This window comes from Steroidobacter flavus (assembly GCF_042651805.1).
In the GTDB taxonomy this organism is placed as follows: Bacteria; Pseudomonadota; Gammaproteobacteria; order Steroidobacterales; family Steroidobacteraceae; genus Steroidobacter; species Steroidobacter flavus.
Map to the genome: position 1 here is coordinate 237116 of NZ_JBHSDU010000010.1, position 15357 is coordinate 252472.

The window sequence follows — 15357 nt, forward strand, 5'->3', positions numbered from 1 at the left end:
GCCCAACAGCGGGAGAGTGCGATGACCGACCCGATCGCATGGCAACTTTCCGGTGACTATTTCGAGAATTGCAGTTGCAGCGTGCTGTGTCCGTGCCTCATGTCCACGGCCGCGCCTCTGACTGCGCAACCCACCGAAGGCTTTTGCAACGTGCCGCTGGTCTTTCATATCGACAGTGGCCGCTACGGCGACGTGGTGCTCGATGGGCTCAATGTCTTCGTGATTCTGCATGCGCCGGGCGTCATGGCAGAGGGAAATTGGTCGCGGGCCACTTATATCGATGAACGTGCCGACGAGGCGCAGGCCGAGGCACTGTCCGCGATTTTCAGCGGCGCTGCCGGCGGTCCCATGGCGGCGTTCATCCCGCTGATCAGCAAGGACCTCGGGGTGAGCAAGGTCCCCATCGCTTTCCAAATCAACGGCAAGACTCGGTCGGCGGAAATTCCGAATATTCTGCACATGTCCGTCGATCCGTTGCCCACCATGCATCCGAGCGGAGAGATGTGGGTAAACATCGGCCATCCGGTGAACGCCGACAGAATGGCGTTGGCGGTCGGGGCGTCGGGCAATACCTTCAGCGATCGCGGCATGCGTTGGGATAATTCCGGCAAGAACGGTCTCTACGCGTCGATCCGCTGGTCAAACTCTTCGTAATGGTCATCGCGCAGCGCTCCAGCGACACCCTGGAATCCGTGCTGCGGCGAGATCGCCTCATCGTTGCAAGCGCGCTCGGCGTGATCGCTGCGTTGGCGTGGGCCTATGTGCTCTGGCTCGCCGCGGACATGCAGGGCATGGACATGAGCGGGTTCCGCATGGTTCCTGCGGGGCTCGGGATGATGACGCCGGCCGCCGCGCCCTGGAGCGTTGTCGAGTTCGTCTTCGTGTTCGTGATGTGGGCCGTGATGATGGTTGGCATGATGGCGGCCTCGGCGGCGCCGATGATCCTCATGTATGCCCGTGTTGCTCGGCAGTCGCGCGTGGCACAGGAAGGAATCGCAGGCCAGCCGTTTGCCGCGACCGGTTGGTTCGCTGCCGGTTACTTGCTGGCCTGGGTTGGCTTTTCGCTCGCGGCAACGGTTGTTCAATGGATGTTGGAGCGGGGCGCTTTGTTAGATGCCCGCATGGCCAGTGCAAACATCCTGCTCGGCGCGACTGTGCTGATCGCGGCGGGCATCTATCAGTGGACGCCGATCAAGAACGCTTGTCTCGTTCAGTGCCAGACGCCGTTTCGGTTTCTGATGAGTCACGGCGGATTTCGCCGCGACGTTCTCGGATGTTTACACCTCGGCTTTCTGCACGGAATCTATTGTGTCGGCTGCTGCTGGGTTCTGATGGCGCTCTTGTTCGTGGGCGGCGTCATGAACGTGCTTTGGATCGCGCTTCTCGCGGTACTGGTGCTGCTGGAGAAGGTTGTGCCGTGGGGACGGTGGGTTGCTCGCATCGTCGGCGCCGTCTGTATCGTTGCAGGCGTCTGGATGGCGTGGGCCGGCTGACTCAAGCGTGCCGGCGGCGAATGTTACGCAGAATGACGGTATTGCCCTGGGCGGTGCGTTGGTAATCGTAGTCGCTCATCGCCGCTTCGAGCGCCGCTGTGCACCCCGGACGATAGCGATCGTGCAGCTCGATCATCAGATTGCCGACCTTGCTCAACCAGTCGGCGTTGTGAGTCAGCACTTCCAGCTCCGCGCCTTCGATGTCCATCTTGAGAATGTCGATGTGATCGAGGCCATGCAGTTGCATCACATCGGGGATCGACACCGCCCGAATGTCCGTTGGCTGGTCGGACTCGAGCACGCGAAAACTCCAGGTCGCCGCGTCGGGATTTTCGATTCGTAACCAGGTGCTGCGGCTCCAGAGCCCCGCACGCATCGGCCGGACTCGGGGATAAGCGCTGACGTTCTTGCACAAGACGTCGAAGTTGGTTGCTTCCGGCTCGATGGAGATCACCGTCGCGCCGCGAAATCGCTCGGCAAAGAACACCGTGGCCAGGCCGATGTGAGCACCCGCATCGAGGATGACGGTCGCCGTGGGCACATCGATGTCGTACTCGCGCCGCACGAACACTTCATCGAACACGCTCTGGTCGGCCGTGCCCGGACGGATGGCGAGGGCATGGCGCGTTTCGGCGGCGGCCGCTGAGATGAAGCAAATGTCCGGGTGCAACAGCAGGGCGCAGTAGCCGGTGAGTGCGCGCAATATTCCGAATCGCCCGCGATACCAGCTCAGCCAAGACCACTGCGATGGACTCACCAGTTGTCGAGCGATGCGCTTGATCACGGTGGCGTGGGTTGATGAGATGTTCCGCGCGATATATCCAAAGATCGCGCCCCTGGCCCTCATAAACATTAGACAGAATGCCAGCGGTCGATGACCCCGCTGTGACAAGGACCGAGGAATCTTATAAAGCCCGCTTGCCGCTGGGCACCTTAAGAAATCGTAACTCGCCATTCAGATAAGGCGGGACGAAGCGGTTGCATCAGCGCGGACGGATCAATATTTCACCCTCGCGCTGCTCGACGATCAGATCCGAGCCCTTCGCGGCTTGAACGGAGGTGAGCAGCACCCGGCCTTCGAGGACTGACACACGGGTATCACCTGTCTCTCGCGCATAGACATTGGACGCTCGACTATCGCGTCGATCCGCAACATCTGCCGGCAGCATTGACTCGCGCGTGGGCGGGCGAGGGGTACGCCACCTTTAGCAACTCGGACTACTGCACGGCCTATCACGAGCGCGCTGAAATTTATTCCATGGTTCGGAAGGAGAGCATCACAGTCTTCGCCGCCGTCTGTGGAGATCGCCACAGCTTCTGGGCCGGACTTGCGGCACCGTCCTTGCAGCCTCGTTCCTTCACGCCGGTGGGAGTTGCGTTGGTGACCGGGTCGCTGTCCACGCCCGGGGCCTTTGAGATGATGGAGCACTTGTCATTCGTCGATCTCGGTGGCCACGGCTATGCGACGGTGCGCGTCTCGAGCGATGTGCTCGAGTGCGAATTCGTCTGCATTCCACGGCCCATCGAGCGCATGTCGGCAGTGGACGGCGGACCGTTGCTCTATCGAGTCGTGCATCGCGCGCCGCTATGGAAGCCAGGCGAGACGCCTCGGCTGGAGCAGCGCGTGCTGGAAGGTAATCCTGCGTTGTCGTTGTAGCAGCGGGCCTTCGAGCGCTGAGGCGCGGCATGGTAGCCTTGGGGTTCTTGGGAGAACCTGTGGCCCAATCGATGCAAATGAATACTCTGACTCGCTACGTCCTTGCTCAATGCCTGTTGCTGTCTGCCGCTCTTGCGCACGCCGCGGCCGATCCCGGCGCGGCCATTGCTGATTGTCGCGCCAAATTTGCCGATCACCCACCGGAGCATATCGCCTGCCTGGAACGGGCATTGAATGCTTCGGGCGGCACACGGGAGGAAACTGCGCCTCCCAGTATCGGGGACGAACAACTCAAGTCAAAGCGCCCGCAGGAGACTGTCGATGAGGCCACCGTCGAAATTGCGAATGTGACTTACGGATACGATGGGATGGGACTGTTTCGCATGTCGGACGGTCAGGTCTGGAAGGCGACGGAGAGCACGCCCCGCGAGCAGCGCCTCGAATCGGGCAGAACCTACAGCGCCCGCATCGCGCGCGGAAAAATGGGCGGCTACCGAATGTACGTCGAAGGCGCGTCGCGAATGATCCGGGTGACGCGCACGCATTGAACGCGTCGCCGATCCTCACGGATGGGCAATAGAATGCTACGCGTCGTCCAGATCGGACTGTTCGTCATCGCTGGGATTGGATTCCTCATCCTCAGCGTCGCTTTCGAGATATACCGGCGCGAGGGCGGCGTGCCCACGCGGCCGCACTTCGAAGTGCAGCGGACGCCTCGTGAGCGGCAACTCGGGAAATGGTACCGGGCCGGCAGCCTGATCTTTGGTGGGGCGGTGGGCGTGCTCCTGCTGATAGATATCGCGTTGAGATACGCTTGATGAGGGGCGGTATGAACCTTTCGTGACAACGGAAGGATCCGCCGCAGCGGTTCGTCTTGAACTCCGAATCGCTTTACTCACCGGCGTTTCAGACCGATGCGTTCCAGTTGCCCGCAGGCGCGGTGGGTTATGCGCTCGGCATTGAGTGCTGAAAGACCCCAATGACCAGGCCACGCTCGCGGCGGTGGACAAAATCCTCACGGGCCTGGCGGCCGATGCGAAGACCGGCATTGCCGCTATGTTGCGAGGGGCCGAGGCCGTCGCGGAACGTGCCTTGCCTCAGGCGTCGTTCCTGGTGGGCCGGGTATCAAGGCCGGCAAGAACCTGGGCAAGATCGACATCCGCCAGATCGCCCCGACGCTGGCGGAGGAGCTGGGCGTGGCACTACCGACCGCGAAGATGGCGCCGCTGCCGTTGCGTTAAGGCTGAGTGCCAATTGCGCTCGAGTACCGGGCAATTCACTATCGGGGGAACGTAACTGCCGAGAGTCGAGAAGCCAGACGATGAGCATGAGGAAAACGGGGGCGCTGAGCCTGTTGCTGGTGTCCCTGATCTGTTCTGGATGCGCGATGAACGGTAGCGGGGGTGAAGAGGAGCCGACGCTGATCGACGCGGGAGGCGAGGCTCCGGCCGAAGTGGCGGCGGCCATCGAAGAAGCGGCTCCCAGCGGGGACAAAGGTTCGAAGCAAGAAGAGGGCGAGGTTCCCATCGCCGTTGCCGAGACGGAGCCGCCTGCCGAAAAGCCCGCCGAGAAACCCGAAGAGGTCATCGTCCAGGGCCGCAACCTGAACCGTCACCAGGTGATCCACGATCTGGTGGCCGAAGCGCAGACCGTGCTTCGTGACGTCGAGCTTCAATACGTCTTCACCGGCAAGGGAAGGAAAGAGGTGCTGCGTGGCCGCCCCGTGGCCTTTGCGCTGTGGAACGATGCGAAGCAGGAGTGGTCGGTCGCCCAAATCGAGCTGCCGCGACCACCGATCAAGTGGACCCCCGGTCGCAGGCCCTTGCCCTTTCGATCGCTCACGCCCGGCATCCAGGCCAAGCACGTGAAGGGCACCGGTGCCGAGCGGCTGATGTTCTCCTTCTCCCAGGACGGCAATCCGTTGAAGGTGTACGGACGCAAGTTCCCTGTGTTCGATAACAACCTGATCAAGCGCCGGCAGTGGCGCGCCGTCGCCCAGACCGCGAAGCCGATCGTCTATCTGCCGTTCACCGAAGACACGTTCGACCCGGCGTTCGTCGACAGCGGCAAAGAGTTTCTCGCCGCCACCGCGCGTCAGGCGATGGAGGAGCTGCGTCTCGCGCGCGTGCCAAGCGCGGCCTTTCCTGGACAGCTGCTCGCCGATTCCATTCCTCTGTCGGTCATCATGACGCTTGCGGTCATCGAACAGACCGATGACGCCGACTACATGGAAAAGGAGAAGGGGGCTTTCCACGAGGTGTTGAGCCAGTACGGACTGAAGCAGGAGGAGGCGTATCGATACAGCGTGTCGAGCGCCAATGCACTCGGGCCGATGCAATTCACCAACCGCCGGGGCAACGGAACCTATTCGCTCGTGGTCAGGCGCTGCCCTCGCGCCAAGCTCGATCCGGTCTTCGAACGAGGCGCCACGAATCTGCTGAATGCGATGAAAGCGGCCGTGTGCCTGCTGGATCTGGAACTGGCGGGAATGCGCTCGGACATTCGCCTTGCCTATCGATCCAATCCGGCCGTGCTCGGCATCTTCCCGGTCGCCGCGTACAACGGCGGCCCCCGTAATGTCACGAAGCTCTACCGTTCCCTGACGCGAATGAAGGTCAAGCTCGACGAGCTGAGCCGTCCGGCGCTGCACCTCATGGAAACATCCGTGACGTGTCCCTGTGTCTGGAAACTGGACGGCACGAATGTTCGGCCGGTGGCGATCCCGAGATACAACAACGAGAACCGCTGGTATATCGAAAAGTACCAGAGCATCGTCAGTCTGTTCGAGTGACAACGATGAGAGAGTTGATTCTGAAGATGTCGATCACGGTCGATGGCTTCGTGGCCAGCGCGGACGGTGGCGCCCAATGGGTGTTCGACACTCGCGACGAGAAGGCGGTGGCGTGGGGCGTCAAGCATGCCTGGGATGCGGGCTTGCTCATCATGGGCAGCCGCAGTTTCAAAGTCATGGCGGCCTACTGGCCGACGTCGACGGATGCATACGCGGCGCCAATGAATCAGATCTCCAAAGCGGTCTTCTCAAAACAAGGCACGTCGATTCTGCCGAAGACCAACGACAGCTGGGGGCAAGCGTACGTCGCGACAGGAGACTTGAAGGAAGAAATCACGAAGTTCAAAGCCCAGGATGGCAAGCCCATCATCGCCACCGGCGGCGCCAGCTTCGCACGCAGTCTCGTTGCCTCGGGCCTGGTCGATCAATATGTCCTGATGGTGCATCCCGTGGTCATTGGCAAAGGCCTGCCGCTGTTCGCCGATCTGCCCGCGCCACAAATCCTCAAGCTTGTGAGTTCCACGACGTTCCCGCGGGGCGGGGTCGCGCAGATCTATCGGCCATGAGAATCCTATCTACGGCACTCATCTTGTTGTCGGTCATGGCCAGCCCTACAGCGGTAGCCTGCTCATGTTTCCGCACTGACACCGACAAGAGTCGGTTCGAGGAGGCCACTCACGTTTTCACCGCCCGCATCACCGGCGCAAGGGAAGTGAGAGGTCGACAAGGTGGGCATATTGCAGCGACGTTCTCTGTCACCGAGGTCATCAAAGGTCAGCCAAAAACGCTCAAGCAACTTTGGTCGCACATTCCTTTCGGAGCAGGCTCGAGCTCATGCGCAGTGGTCTTCTCAGTTGGAGAGCACTACATACTGCTGGTCAACGACGATGGCCTCGTCGAGTATTGCTCGGGCTCAAAACAATACAATCCGGCATTGGAGAAGTCCGCGGTGGAGGCATTGCGCGTCCTGGCTCGCGCCAAAGGGCCGTAACGTTGCGCAGGTCTCCGGCTGCAGACCGGGCCGGGCTGTGATAGGGTCGGCGTAGTCTTCAGGAGGTGTCAGATGACAACCGGCGAAGAAAAGGTGCTTTGGCGCGGAGTCGCTGCTGGCACGATGGTGGGTTTAGCCATCGGCGGCATGATCGCGTTGGTCATTGCGATGAAACCGGAGCTCTTTGCAGGACTGATCTAGCAGCGGTGGAATCTTTCGCCGCTGCCAAGTAGCACGCCGTGGCTGCTGGCAATGCCGAGCTCCAGGCTCATGGCGATACGACGCGCGCGGTCTAGGAAGTACTCCGCGATCTTGTCACTGAACAGCTCGCGTGCAGTCTGTTCGAAGAGACCGAGCCAGTGATCGAAGTGTCGGGCGTCTACGGGCAGCGGCAGATGCATGCGCATCGGTTGACCGTGATAGACACCGCTCGATAGCACCACGGAAGACCAGAACGCGCACATGCGTTTCAGGTGCGGATCCCAATCTTGAATACGCGAGTTGAAGATGGGCCCCAGCAGATCATCGGCGCGGATGCGCGCGTAGAAGCCGTGAACGAGCTGCTCGATCATGCTTTCGTCGATGCCGGTTTGCTCGCGCATCTGCTGAACTATCGCCGCGCGCCGTGCTTCGTCAGTCAAGGTAGGGTCGGACATCCGTCTCGGGGGTCACCGCAGAGGGTTGAAGGATAGAGCCTGGAGGTGGGGCGTGCGTTGATCCAGATCAAGATCAACGGGCGATCTTTCTGCTAGGCAAAGAACTCCTAGGATGGCCGGGCCGTGGCACTCGCTGATATTGACAGGGGACCCTGCTTTGCTGTGGGATAGCGCAGTGCGCTTGGGGCGCCACCTGTCCGCGGCAAGGGAGCTAGCTCCCACCCATTCGGTTCGACCGTCGTCGATAGAAACTTTCTTCCGGCCTGGGAAGCGGACATCAGGCGTTTTTCGGAAGGAAGGTTGTATGCCCCGGTCTCTTTCTGCCTTGTCCAATCTGGACGCCCTGCGCGGCGAGGCCAAGCGCTGGCTCAAAGCAATCGCTGCTGGGGACGACGCATCCCTTGCTCGCTTTCGTCGGGTCTTTCCTGAACACAGCGGCGTCCCGAAACTTCGGGAGGTCCAACAGGCGCTGGCTCGCGAGTATGGCCTTTCATCCTGGGCAGCCCTGAAGCAGGAGATCGAAGATCGGGCGCGCAGCTTCGCGGACCGTGTCCGTTTGTTTCTCGAGAAGTCGGTCAATCGGTACGGCACGGACCCTGCGACCCAGAAATGGGGCGACTACGAGCGCGATGGGGCTGCACGCGGCGCCGTTGCCGCTCGTCTCCTGGAGCGCCATCCCGAGATTGCCCGCGCCAGCATTCACACAGCTGTGGCGGCTCACGACCTCGAGGCCGTGCACACGTTCCTGCGCAAGAATCCGCGCGCGGTTCATGATCGCAGTGGGTTCGATGGATGGACGCCGCTCGTGCGGCTGGCCTACGCGCGCCTGCCGATTAAGGCGGTGTCCAGCAACGCACTCGAGATCGCGAATGTTCTGTTGGAGGCTGGCGCCGATCCGAACGCCGGCTGGTCCGATGGCGCGAATGATTTCAACGTGCTGGTCGGCATCATTGGTGGAGGCGAGGGCGGGCAGGTCGCGCATCCATTGGCGGAAGACTTCGCGCGCTTGCTGATCGCCCGCGGTGCCGATCCGTTTGCGCCACAGGCGCTTTACAACACATCGCTCGGACCGGACTCCACGTTCTGGCTCGATCTGCTCTGGACGGAATCCGAGAAGCGCGGTGAAACTCACAAATGGACGGGGCCGGCGCCGAATGAATTGGGCGGCGAGAAGGTGCCGAGTGCGCTGGCCTATCTTCTCGGCAATGCCGTGCCGGATCACATTCAGCGAACCCGCTGGTTGCTGGAGCACGGCGCGGATGCGCGCGGGACCAATTTCTATTCGCGCCAATCTCTAATAAAGCACGCTGTGCTGGCAGGGCGCGAGGACGTGGCGGAATTGCTGGTCCGTCATGGCGCAGAGCGGCCGCAACTCACCGAGAAGGAAGCGTTCCTAGCCGCGACAGCCGCGGGCAACGTCGAAAGAATGCGTGAGCTCGCCCTGAAACATCCGGAGTTTCTTCAGAGCCACGAACCGATGTTTGCAGTCATCCGTTTGAAACGCACCGACATCGCCGAAGCGCTGCTCGATCTCGGCATGTCAATCGACGTGGGCGATGACAAGAATTTCCGGGCCCTGCACTACACGACTCACTGCGGAGCGGCGGAGATCGCATGATTGCTCATCGCGCGCGGCGCGAAGGTCGACCCATTCGAGCTGCGCTATGGCGGGGCGCCGCTCACCCATGCGGTCTATCATCAGCAGTTAGATATGGTGAAGTTCCTCGCAGCTCACAGCCGCAATTTCCGCGGACTCTGTTTTGCCGGTGCGGTCGACAGGCTGAGAGAGTTACTTGCCGAAGCGCCGGACCGTGCCAATCGCGAAGATCGCCCTGGCGAGCCGGCGTTGTTCTGCTTGCCGGCCGAGGACGACGAGGCGGTCGAGATTGCGGAATTGCTGCTGTCATTCGGTGCCGATCCGACCTTCCGCAATCCGCTCGGGCAAACGCCCGCCGAGGCTGCGCGGCGTCGGGGCCTGGATGACGCTGCGGCACTGCTGGAGGACGCGGCCAATGCAGAGCCGCACGGGTGATCAGGAACGCTCACAAAGGAGTCGCAAATGGTTTGGATTCGAATGGCCACTGGGCTGGCGATATGTGCAGGACTGACCGGATGCTCCATCACCCGAACCGTCATCCCGATCGAGTCTGCGCAAGTCAGCCAGGTCTGCGTCCTGGAAAACCGGGACATTCTCATGGATGAGTTCCAGCCTGAAATCCAGCGGCAGATCGAAGCGAAACAAATTCCCACCAAGGTCTACACCGGTACGAGACCACAGGAGTGCTCTCACTACCTCGAATACAAAGCGAACTGGCAGTGGGACATGGGAATTTATCTGAAGTACGCCGCGTTTCTCGTCTACGACGACCGAGGCCTCGCTGGCTCTGCCTTCTATGACGCCCGCCGCGGCGGCTCACGGTTGGATAAGTATGGCCACACCGCGGACAAGATTCGGCCGCTGATCGATGAGTTGTTTGGCTCGGTGAGTGTCGGGCCCGTCCCAGCACCCGTAGCAGTGCCGGTACAAACTGAATCGGCAACCGCACCGTCGATGCCCGATCGATGAGCGATCGCAGCAGACTCGACCGTGCCGACCTATTGAGCTGTCGTTACTCGAAATTGGCCTGACCACAAAGCCACGATAAATGAGTCAAAGGGCTTTATTGGCCTGACCAATCAAGGTAGGATGATTTATCCTATAAATCGCACGATGGTCGATGGGGGGCTCTTTGAAGAAGATCTTGTGCCGTCTGCTCCTTGCCGCCGGCATCCTTGCGGCTGCGAGCGTCTGCGCGCAGCAACCCGACCCGCCAGGTCAGGTGCATGAGGGGCAGAAGCCTGTAAATGAGGCCTATCTGTTCGCGCACATGACCCACGCCGACTATGGTCGGCTTTACTACAGCGTGAGCCTCGACGGTCTGCACTGGGATCGGCTCAACGAGGGCAAGCGCATCACCGATGATTACCGGGGTCATCCGGATATCGCTCGGGCCCCCGATGGCACGTATTACTTGGTCGGCAACCGAGGCGTGGTCATCGAGATCTATTCGTCTCGCGACTTGATCGAGTGGCAACGCTACAGCAACTTCACGCCGGACCTGAAGTCGACGCCCGGCTATTCACAGGCGATGCCGAGCGTCGGCGCACCGAAGATCTACTTCGATGAGCCCTCGAAGCAGTTCGTGATCACGTGGCACACGCCGCACGTCAAAGGCACCAAGGAAGATGCCGAGCGCTATTGGACCAGTCAGCGCACGCTGTATGTGACATCCAAGGATTTGAAGGAATTCTCGGCGCCGCCCAAGCGTCTGTTCGACTGGGAGATGGGCACCATCGACGTCTTTTTGCGCCAGGCCGAAGGTAAATATTGGGCCATCCTCAAGGACGAAAGGTACCCGACGCTCGACTGGGTGACCGGCAAGACCGTTCGCATTGCCAGCGCCGACTCGTTGCTCGGCCCGTATAAAGAGTTGAGCGCGCCGATCAGTCCGAACTTTCGCGAAGCGCCGACGCTGATTCCCTCGCCGAATGGCGAGATCTGGTACCTGTACTACGAGCAATATCCCGGCCTGTCGTATGGCGTGTCGGTCGCGGACAAACTCTCCGGCCCCTGGTATCAGCTCTCCGGCTACACGTTCCATCGGAAATGGGACAAGTACAGCCTGCCGCCGAAAGTCCGCCACGGCATGATGATGACGATCTCCCGCAAGCAATACGACGGGCTCGTGCAACGCTTCGGGGTCGATCCGCCGACGAAACAATCCCCGTGAGAAAGCAAATGATGAAAGTGATGATCGGGTTGACGAGCGGGGCGCTCGCCATGGGCTTGCTCGCCCTCGCGCCAGCGTCCCTGGCAGAAGAGGCGCCGAAGCAGGCCAAGCTTTTCACGCAGTACTCGGACACGAGCCGCATTGGGCAGCCCTATGCGAAGGACCCGTCGGTCGTCCGTTTCGGCGAACGTTTCTTGATGTACTACTCGATCCCGCCGGCGCGCGACAACAAGCAGGGCGCGGACGGGTTTCCGACCGGTTGGGCGCTCGGCATCGCCGAGAGCCGCGATCTGCGTAAATGGACCAAGGTGGGCGAAGTGTTGCCCGTGCAGGAAGTCGAGCGCAACGGTATCGCCGCGCCCGGCGCCATCGTGATCCGCGGCAAGGTGCACTTGTTCTATCAGACCTATGGCAACGGCCGGCGTGACGCGATCAATCACGCCGTCTCGAGCGACGGGCTCAAGTTCGAGCGTGATCCGGGCAATCCGGTGTTCCGGCCCACCGAAGCGCCCTGGAGCGCCGGCCGGGCGATCGACGCCGAGCCCTTCGTTCACGGCGACAAGCTGCTGCTCTATTACGCCACGCGTGATCCGGACATGAAGATCCAAATGATCGGCGTCGCCTCGGCGCCCCTCAGTTCCAACTTCGGCGCGGGTGACTTCACCAATCTCAGCAAAGACGGCCCGGCGTTGCAGCCGACGCTGGACTGGGAGCGCAAATGTATCGAAGCGCCCAGCATCATTCGGCGCGGCGACAAGCTCTATATGTTTTATGCCGGCGGCTATAACAACGAGCCCCAGCAGGTCGGCGTCGCGATCAGCACCGACGGCGTGAGCTGGAAGCGCCTGTCCGAGCAGCCGCTGCTCACCGATGGACCGCCCGGCAGCTGGAACGATTCGGAGTCCGGGCACCCGGCGATCTTCGAGAATGACGGCCGCACCTTGCTGTTCTTCCAGGGCAATCCGGACCGGGGCAAAACCTGGACGCTCGCCGCCACCGAAATCGGTTGGAACGAGAGCGGCCCGTACCTGAAATAGCGCCGCCCGCGCCCCAAAAAACTAGTTGAGAGAGGAAAGAGCAGGATGGCATTCGTCCGCATTCTGGCTGCGTTGAGCTTTGCAACGCTCGTTCTCACCGTGACGCCCGAGCAGGCGGTGGCGCAGCAGGCGTCCACACCTGCTAAAACATTCGATCTGGTCGCGGACGGCGTCGCGCCGACGATCTTCACGAGTCCGAACGACGCACCGGTCGTCGCGATCGCCGCGCAGGCTTTCGCAGGCGACGTTGAGCGCGTCTCGGGCATCCGTCCCAAGGTTTCGCAGGGAACACCGGAAGGAAAGCTCGCGATCCTTGCAGGCACCATCGGCGGCTCGACATTGATCGATCAGTTGATCGCGAACAAACGCATCGCTGTCGACAAGGTCATCGGTCAGACCGAGGCCTATACGATTGCATGGGTCGAGAATCCTGCGGCGGGCGTCGCTCGTGCGCTCGTGGTGGCCGGCGCGGATCGTCGCGGCACGGCGTATGGAATCTTTCGGCTCTCGGAACAAATCGGCGTGTCGCCCTGGGTGTGGTGGGCCGATGCCGCGCCCACGCGCCGCTCTCGCTTGAATCTAGGCACGGAGACCATCGTGCAGGGCTCGCCGTCGGTGCGCTATCGCGGCATCTTCATCAACGATGAGGACTGGTCGCTGCGCCCCTGGGCGGCGAAGAACGATCCGAGCGGCGATATCGGACCGCAGACCTATGCAAAGGTCTTTGAACTGCTGCTGCGGTTACGTGCCAACTTTCTGTGGCCGGCGATGCATAAAGTCACGGCAGCGTTCAACCAAGTGCCGGGCAACGCCGAAATGGCGGATCGTTATGCGATCGTCATGGGCGCAAGCCACGCGGAGCCCATGCTTCGTGACAACGTCGCCGAGTGGAATTTCGACGCGCGTGGCGAATACAACTATCACCAGAACGGCCCGCAGGTGCTCGACTACTGGCGCGAGCGAGTGAAGCTCAATCATCAGTACGAGAACGTCTATACGGTCGGCATGCGTGGTATTCACGACAGCGCGGTCGAGGCAGGGCGGGGCGTGGACGGCGTCAAGTTGCTCGAGCAGGTGGTCGCCGACCAGCGCGGGTTGTTTCGTGAGGTGGGTCAAGATCCGGCGAGCGTCCCGCAGGTGTTCGTTCCCTACAAAGAAGTGCTGGATGTTTATCGCAAGGGCATGAAAGTGCCGGAGGATGTAACGCTCGGCTGGGTTGACGACAACTACGGCTACATTCGCCAGCTTTCTACGACGGCAGAGCAAAAACGTTCCGGCGGTGCCGGCGTTTACTACCACATCTCCTATTGGGGCGTGCCTAACGACTATCTGTGGCTCGATACCACGCCGCCCGCGCTGATCGCCGAAGAAATGGGCAAGGCCTGGGCCACCCATGCGCGGCGGCTGTGGGTACTCAACGTCGGCGACATCAAGCCAGGCGAGCGGGGCATGAATTATTTCCTGGACCTCGCCTACGACTATGAGGGCACCGCGAAGCTCGGACAGCGAGGCTGGCTGAAACACTGGGCCGCCGAAACATTTGCGCCCGAGCAGGCCGATGCGATCGCGGCGCTGCTCGATGACTATTACCGCCTCAACTTCGCGCGCAAGCCCGAACACATGGGCTTCAACGATGGCGAGACGACACCGCGCACCACGCCGTTCTCTCCCGTCGCATACGGCGACGAAGCAGGCCGTCGCATCGCTGAGTTCCGCGCGCTCGATACGCGAGCGGAGAAGATCGCGGCGGCGCTGCCAGCGGACAAACGCGATGGTTTCTATCACTTGGTGCAGTATCCAGTACGCGGGACCGCGCTGACGAACATCAAGATCCTGAGTGCCGATCGCAGCTTCCTTTACGCGCATCAGGGCCGCGCCAGCGCGAACGCGCATGCGCAGGTTGCCCTCGAGGCGTTCCAGCGGATCAAACAGGCAACCGAAGCTTACAACGCCATCGGTGACGGCAAATGGGCACGGTTCATGGATGATGCGCCTCGCAACCAGTCCGTCTTCTACATGCCGCCGGTCGGCCGCGTGACGCCGTCTGCGACGCCCTCGCTCGGCGTAGCGGTGGAGGGCTCCGTTGATTCCTTGGTCGTGCGTCCGGCCAAGGCAGATCAGCCCATCGACTACGCGCTTCGAGCCAAGCGCTGGCAAAACAACCGCGCACCAGACCAGCTGCCAACGTTCGAGCGCGCGACCGACGTTCGTCACTACATCGATGCGTTCAACACCGGCGCCGGAACGTTGGACATCGATGCGAAGGTATCGGCGCCCTGGATTCGGATCGAGCGCGAGCTACAAGCAGGCGACGATCAACGGTTGTGGGTGTCGATCGACTGGAGCAAGTTGAAATCAAATCAGACCGCAAGCGGCACGGTCACTGTCTCTGCTGCCGGCGAGAGCCGCGCAGTCAAAGTCGAGGCGCGCAATGTCAGCGCCCCTGCGGGCGCGCTGGTGGAAGACAACGGCATCGTCGCGTTCAGCGCCGGCCGCTACACCACGCTTCGTGCGGTGAATGGCAGCGGATGGCAGCGTGCACCGGAGCTCGGGCGATCGGGTAATTCGCTGATGAGCAGCGTCGGACTCTCCAGTGTGACCGATGCCGCCAAGGCGCCCTATGCCGAATATCGCTTTCGCACCACGAGCACCGGCGAGGCGAGCTTGCACGTCACGCTACTGCCCAGCTTCGCGCTGAATCGCGAGCACAAGCTGCGCTACGCAGTGTCGATCAACGACGGCCCGGTTCAAGTCGTGGACGCCGAGGCCAAGCGCGACTGGAGCGACGGCGTCCAGCGAAATGCAATGACGACGATCACTGAATGGCCGATCGCGAAGAGTGGCGAACAGCGGCTCAAAGTCTATGCGATGGATCCGGGCGTGGTCGTCGACTCCTTCGTGGTCGATTTCGGCGGCCTGGCGAAAGCGTATCTGGCGCCGCCGGAAACCATCGCCAAGTAAC

General features: G+C 61.6%; 16 protein-coding genes. 14 read left to right on the plus strand and 2 right to left on the minus strand.

Going from position 1 to position 15357, the window contains the following annotated elements:
- The first annotated feature begins 21 nt into the window (after positions 1-21).
- Positions 22-654, plus strand: coding sequence for a DUF1326 domain-containing protein (locus tag ACFPN2_RS22460; protein WP_380600763.1), 633 nt, complete (start codon positions 22-24; stop codon positions 652-654).
- Positions 654-1493, plus strand: coding sequence for a DUF2182 domain-containing protein (locus tag ACFPN2_RS22465; RefSeq protein WP_380600765.1), 840 nt, complete (start codon positions 654-656; stop codon positions 1491-1493). The genes ACFPN2_RS22460 and ACFPN2_RS22465 overlap by 1 nt, the downstream gene beginning before the upstream one ends.
- Position 1494: 1 nt before the next feature.
- On the opposite strand, the gene ACFPN2_RS22470 is transcribed toward ACFPN2_RS22465, so the two are convergent.
- Entirely contained in the window at positions 1495-2277 is a 783-nt protein-coding gene (locus ACFPN2_RS22470; RefSeq protein ID WP_380600767.1) for an FkbM family methyltransferase, read from the minus strand.
- Positions 2278-2835: 558 nt separating this feature from the next.
- Here ACFPN2_RS22470 and ACFPN2_RS22475 point away from each other — a divergent pair.
- The 6 genes from ACFPN2_RS22475 to ACFPN2_RS22500 all read left to right on the plus strand — a co-directional run bounded on the left by ACFPN2_RS22475 (position 2836) and on the right by ACFPN2_RS22500 (position 7133).
- Positions 2836-3150, plus strand: a complete 315-nt coding sequence (locus ACFPN2_RS22475; RefSeq protein WP_380600769.1) for a hypothetical protein — start codon at positions 2836-2838, stop codon at positions 3148-3150.
- A gap of 77 nt (positions 3151-3227) precedes the next feature.
- Entirely contained in the window at positions 3228-3698 is a 471-nt protein-coding gene (locus tag ACFPN2_RS22480; protein ID WP_380600771.1) for a hypothetical protein, read from the plus strand.
- Positions 3699-3731: 33 nt separating this feature from the next.
- Positions 3732-3968: a hypothetical protein gene (locus ACFPN2_RS22485; protein WP_380600773.1), complete on the plus strand. Its 237-nt coding sequence runs from the start codon at positions 3732-3734 to the stop codon at positions 3966-3968.
- Positions 3969-4471: 503 nt separating this feature from the next.
- Positions 4472-5941 carry a lysozyme family protein gene (locus ACFPN2_RS22490; RefSeq protein WP_380600775.1) on the plus strand — a complete coding sequence of 490 codons (1470 nt, stop codon included), beginning with the start codon at positions 4472-4474 and terminating at the stop codon, positions 5939-5941.
- A 5-nt stretch (positions 5942-5946) separates the two neighbouring features.
- A complete protein-coding gene (locus ACFPN2_RS22495; protein WP_380600777.1) occupies positions 5947-6507 on the plus strand; it encodes a dihydrofolate reductase family protein in 561 nt (186 codons plus the stop codon).
- A gap of 497 nt (positions 6508-7004) precedes the next feature.
- Positions 7005-7133, plus strand: a complete 129-nt coding sequence (locus ACFPN2_RS22500) for a hypothetical protein (protein ID WP_380600779.1) — start codon at positions 7005-7007, stop codon at positions 7131-7133.
- On the opposite strand, the gene ACFPN2_RS22505 is transcribed toward ACFPN2_RS22500, so the two are convergent.
- Entirely contained in the window at positions 7130-7588 is a 459-nt protein-coding gene (locus ACFPN2_RS22505) for a group III truncated hemoglobin (RefSeq protein WP_380600781.1), read from the minus strand. The genes ACFPN2_RS22500 and ACFPN2_RS22505 overlap by 4 nt on opposite strands.
- 304 nt (positions 7589-7892) lie before the next feature.
- On the opposite strand from ACFPN2_RS22505, the gene ACFPN2_RS22510 reads away from it, so the two are divergent.
- From ACFPN2_RS22510 to ACFPN2_RS22535, 6 genes are all read left to right on the plus strand, one after another.
- On the plus strand, positions 7893-9206 hold the full coding sequence (locus tag ACFPN2_RS22510) for a hypothetical protein (RefSeq protein ID WP_380600783.1): 1314 nt from the start codon (positions 7893-7895) through the stop codon (positions 9204-9206).
- Positions 9207-9620, plus strand: a complete 414-nt coding sequence (locus tag ACFPN2_RS22515; protein WP_380600785.1) for a hypothetical protein — start codon at positions 9207-9209, stop codon at positions 9618-9620.
- A gap of 27 nt (positions 9621-9647) precedes the next feature.
- Entirely contained in the window at positions 9648-10154 is a 507-nt protein-coding gene (locus ACFPN2_RS22520; RefSeq protein WP_380600787.1) for an Sbal_3080 family lipoprotein, read from the plus strand.
- A 163-nt stretch (positions 10155-10317) separates the two neighbouring features.
- Positions 10318-11358, plus strand: a complete 1041-nt coding sequence (locus ACFPN2_RS22525; RefSeq protein WP_380600789.1) for a glycoside hydrolase family protein — start codon at positions 10318-10320, stop codon at positions 11356-11358.
- Positions 11355-12395 carry a family 43 glycosylhydrolase gene (locus tag ACFPN2_RS22530; RefSeq protein ID WP_380600791.1) on the plus strand — a complete coding sequence of 347 codons (1041 nt, stop codon included), beginning with the start codon at positions 11355-11357 and terminating at the stop codon, positions 12393-12395. Before ACFPN2_RS22525 ends, ACFPN2_RS22530 begins: the two co-directional genes overlap by 4 nt.
- A 45-nt stretch (positions 12396-12440) precedes the next feature.
- Positions 12441-15356 (plus strand): glycosyl hydrolase 115 family protein, encoded by a 2916-nt coding sequence (locus ACFPN2_RS22535; protein ID WP_380600792.1) that lies wholly within the window; start codon positions 12441-12443, stop codon positions 15354-15356.
- Position 15357: the final 1 nt, after the last annotated feature.

Bases quoted from the DNA above. Each gene is read 5' to 3' on its own strand.
- ACFPN2_RS22460 (WP_380600763.1), top strand. From the start codon at position 22: ATGACCGACCCGATCGCATGGCAACTTTCCGGTGACTATTTCGAGAAT.
- ACFPN2_RS22465 (WP_380600765.1), top strand. From the start codon at position 654: ATGGTCATCGCGCAGCGCTCCAGCGACACCCTGGAATCCGTGCTGCGG.
- ACFPN2_RS22480 (WP_380600771.1), top strand. From the start codon at position 3,228: ATGAATACTCTGACTCGCTACGTCCTTGCTCAATGCCTGTTGCTGTCT.
- ACFPN2_RS22485 (WP_380600773.1), top strand. From the start codon at position 3,732: ATGCTACGCGTCGTCCAGATCGGACTGTTCGTCATCGCTGGGATTGGA.
- ACFPN2_RS22490 (WP_380600775.1), top strand. From the start codon at position 4,472: ATGAGCATGAGGAAAACGGGGGCGCTGAGCCTGTTGCTGGTGTCCCTG.
- ACFPN2_RS22495 (WP_380600777.1), top strand. From the start codon at position 5,947: ATGAGAGAGTTGATTCTGAAGATGTCGATCACGGTCGATGGCTTCGTG.
- ACFPN2_RS22500 (WP_380600779.1), top strand. From the start codon at position 7,005: ATGACAACCGGCGAAGAAAAGGTGCTTTGGCGCGGAGTCGCTGCTGGC.
- ACFPN2_RS22505 (WP_380600781.1), bottom strand. From the start codon at position 7,588: ATGTCCGACCCTACCTTGACTGACGAAGCACGGCGCGCGGCGATAGTT.
- ACFPN2_RS22510 (WP_380600783.1), top strand. From the start codon at position 7,893: ATGCCCCGGTCTCTTTCTGCCTTGTCCAATCTGGACGCCCTGCGCGGC.
- ACFPN2_RS22520 (WP_380600787.1), top strand. From the start codon at position 9,648: ATGGTTTGGATTCGAATGGCCACTGGGCTGGCGATATGTGCAGGACTG.
- ACFPN2_RS22535 (WP_380600792.1), top strand. From the start codon at position 12,441: ATGGCATTCGTCCGCATTCTGGCTGCGTTGAGCTTTGCAACGCTCGTT.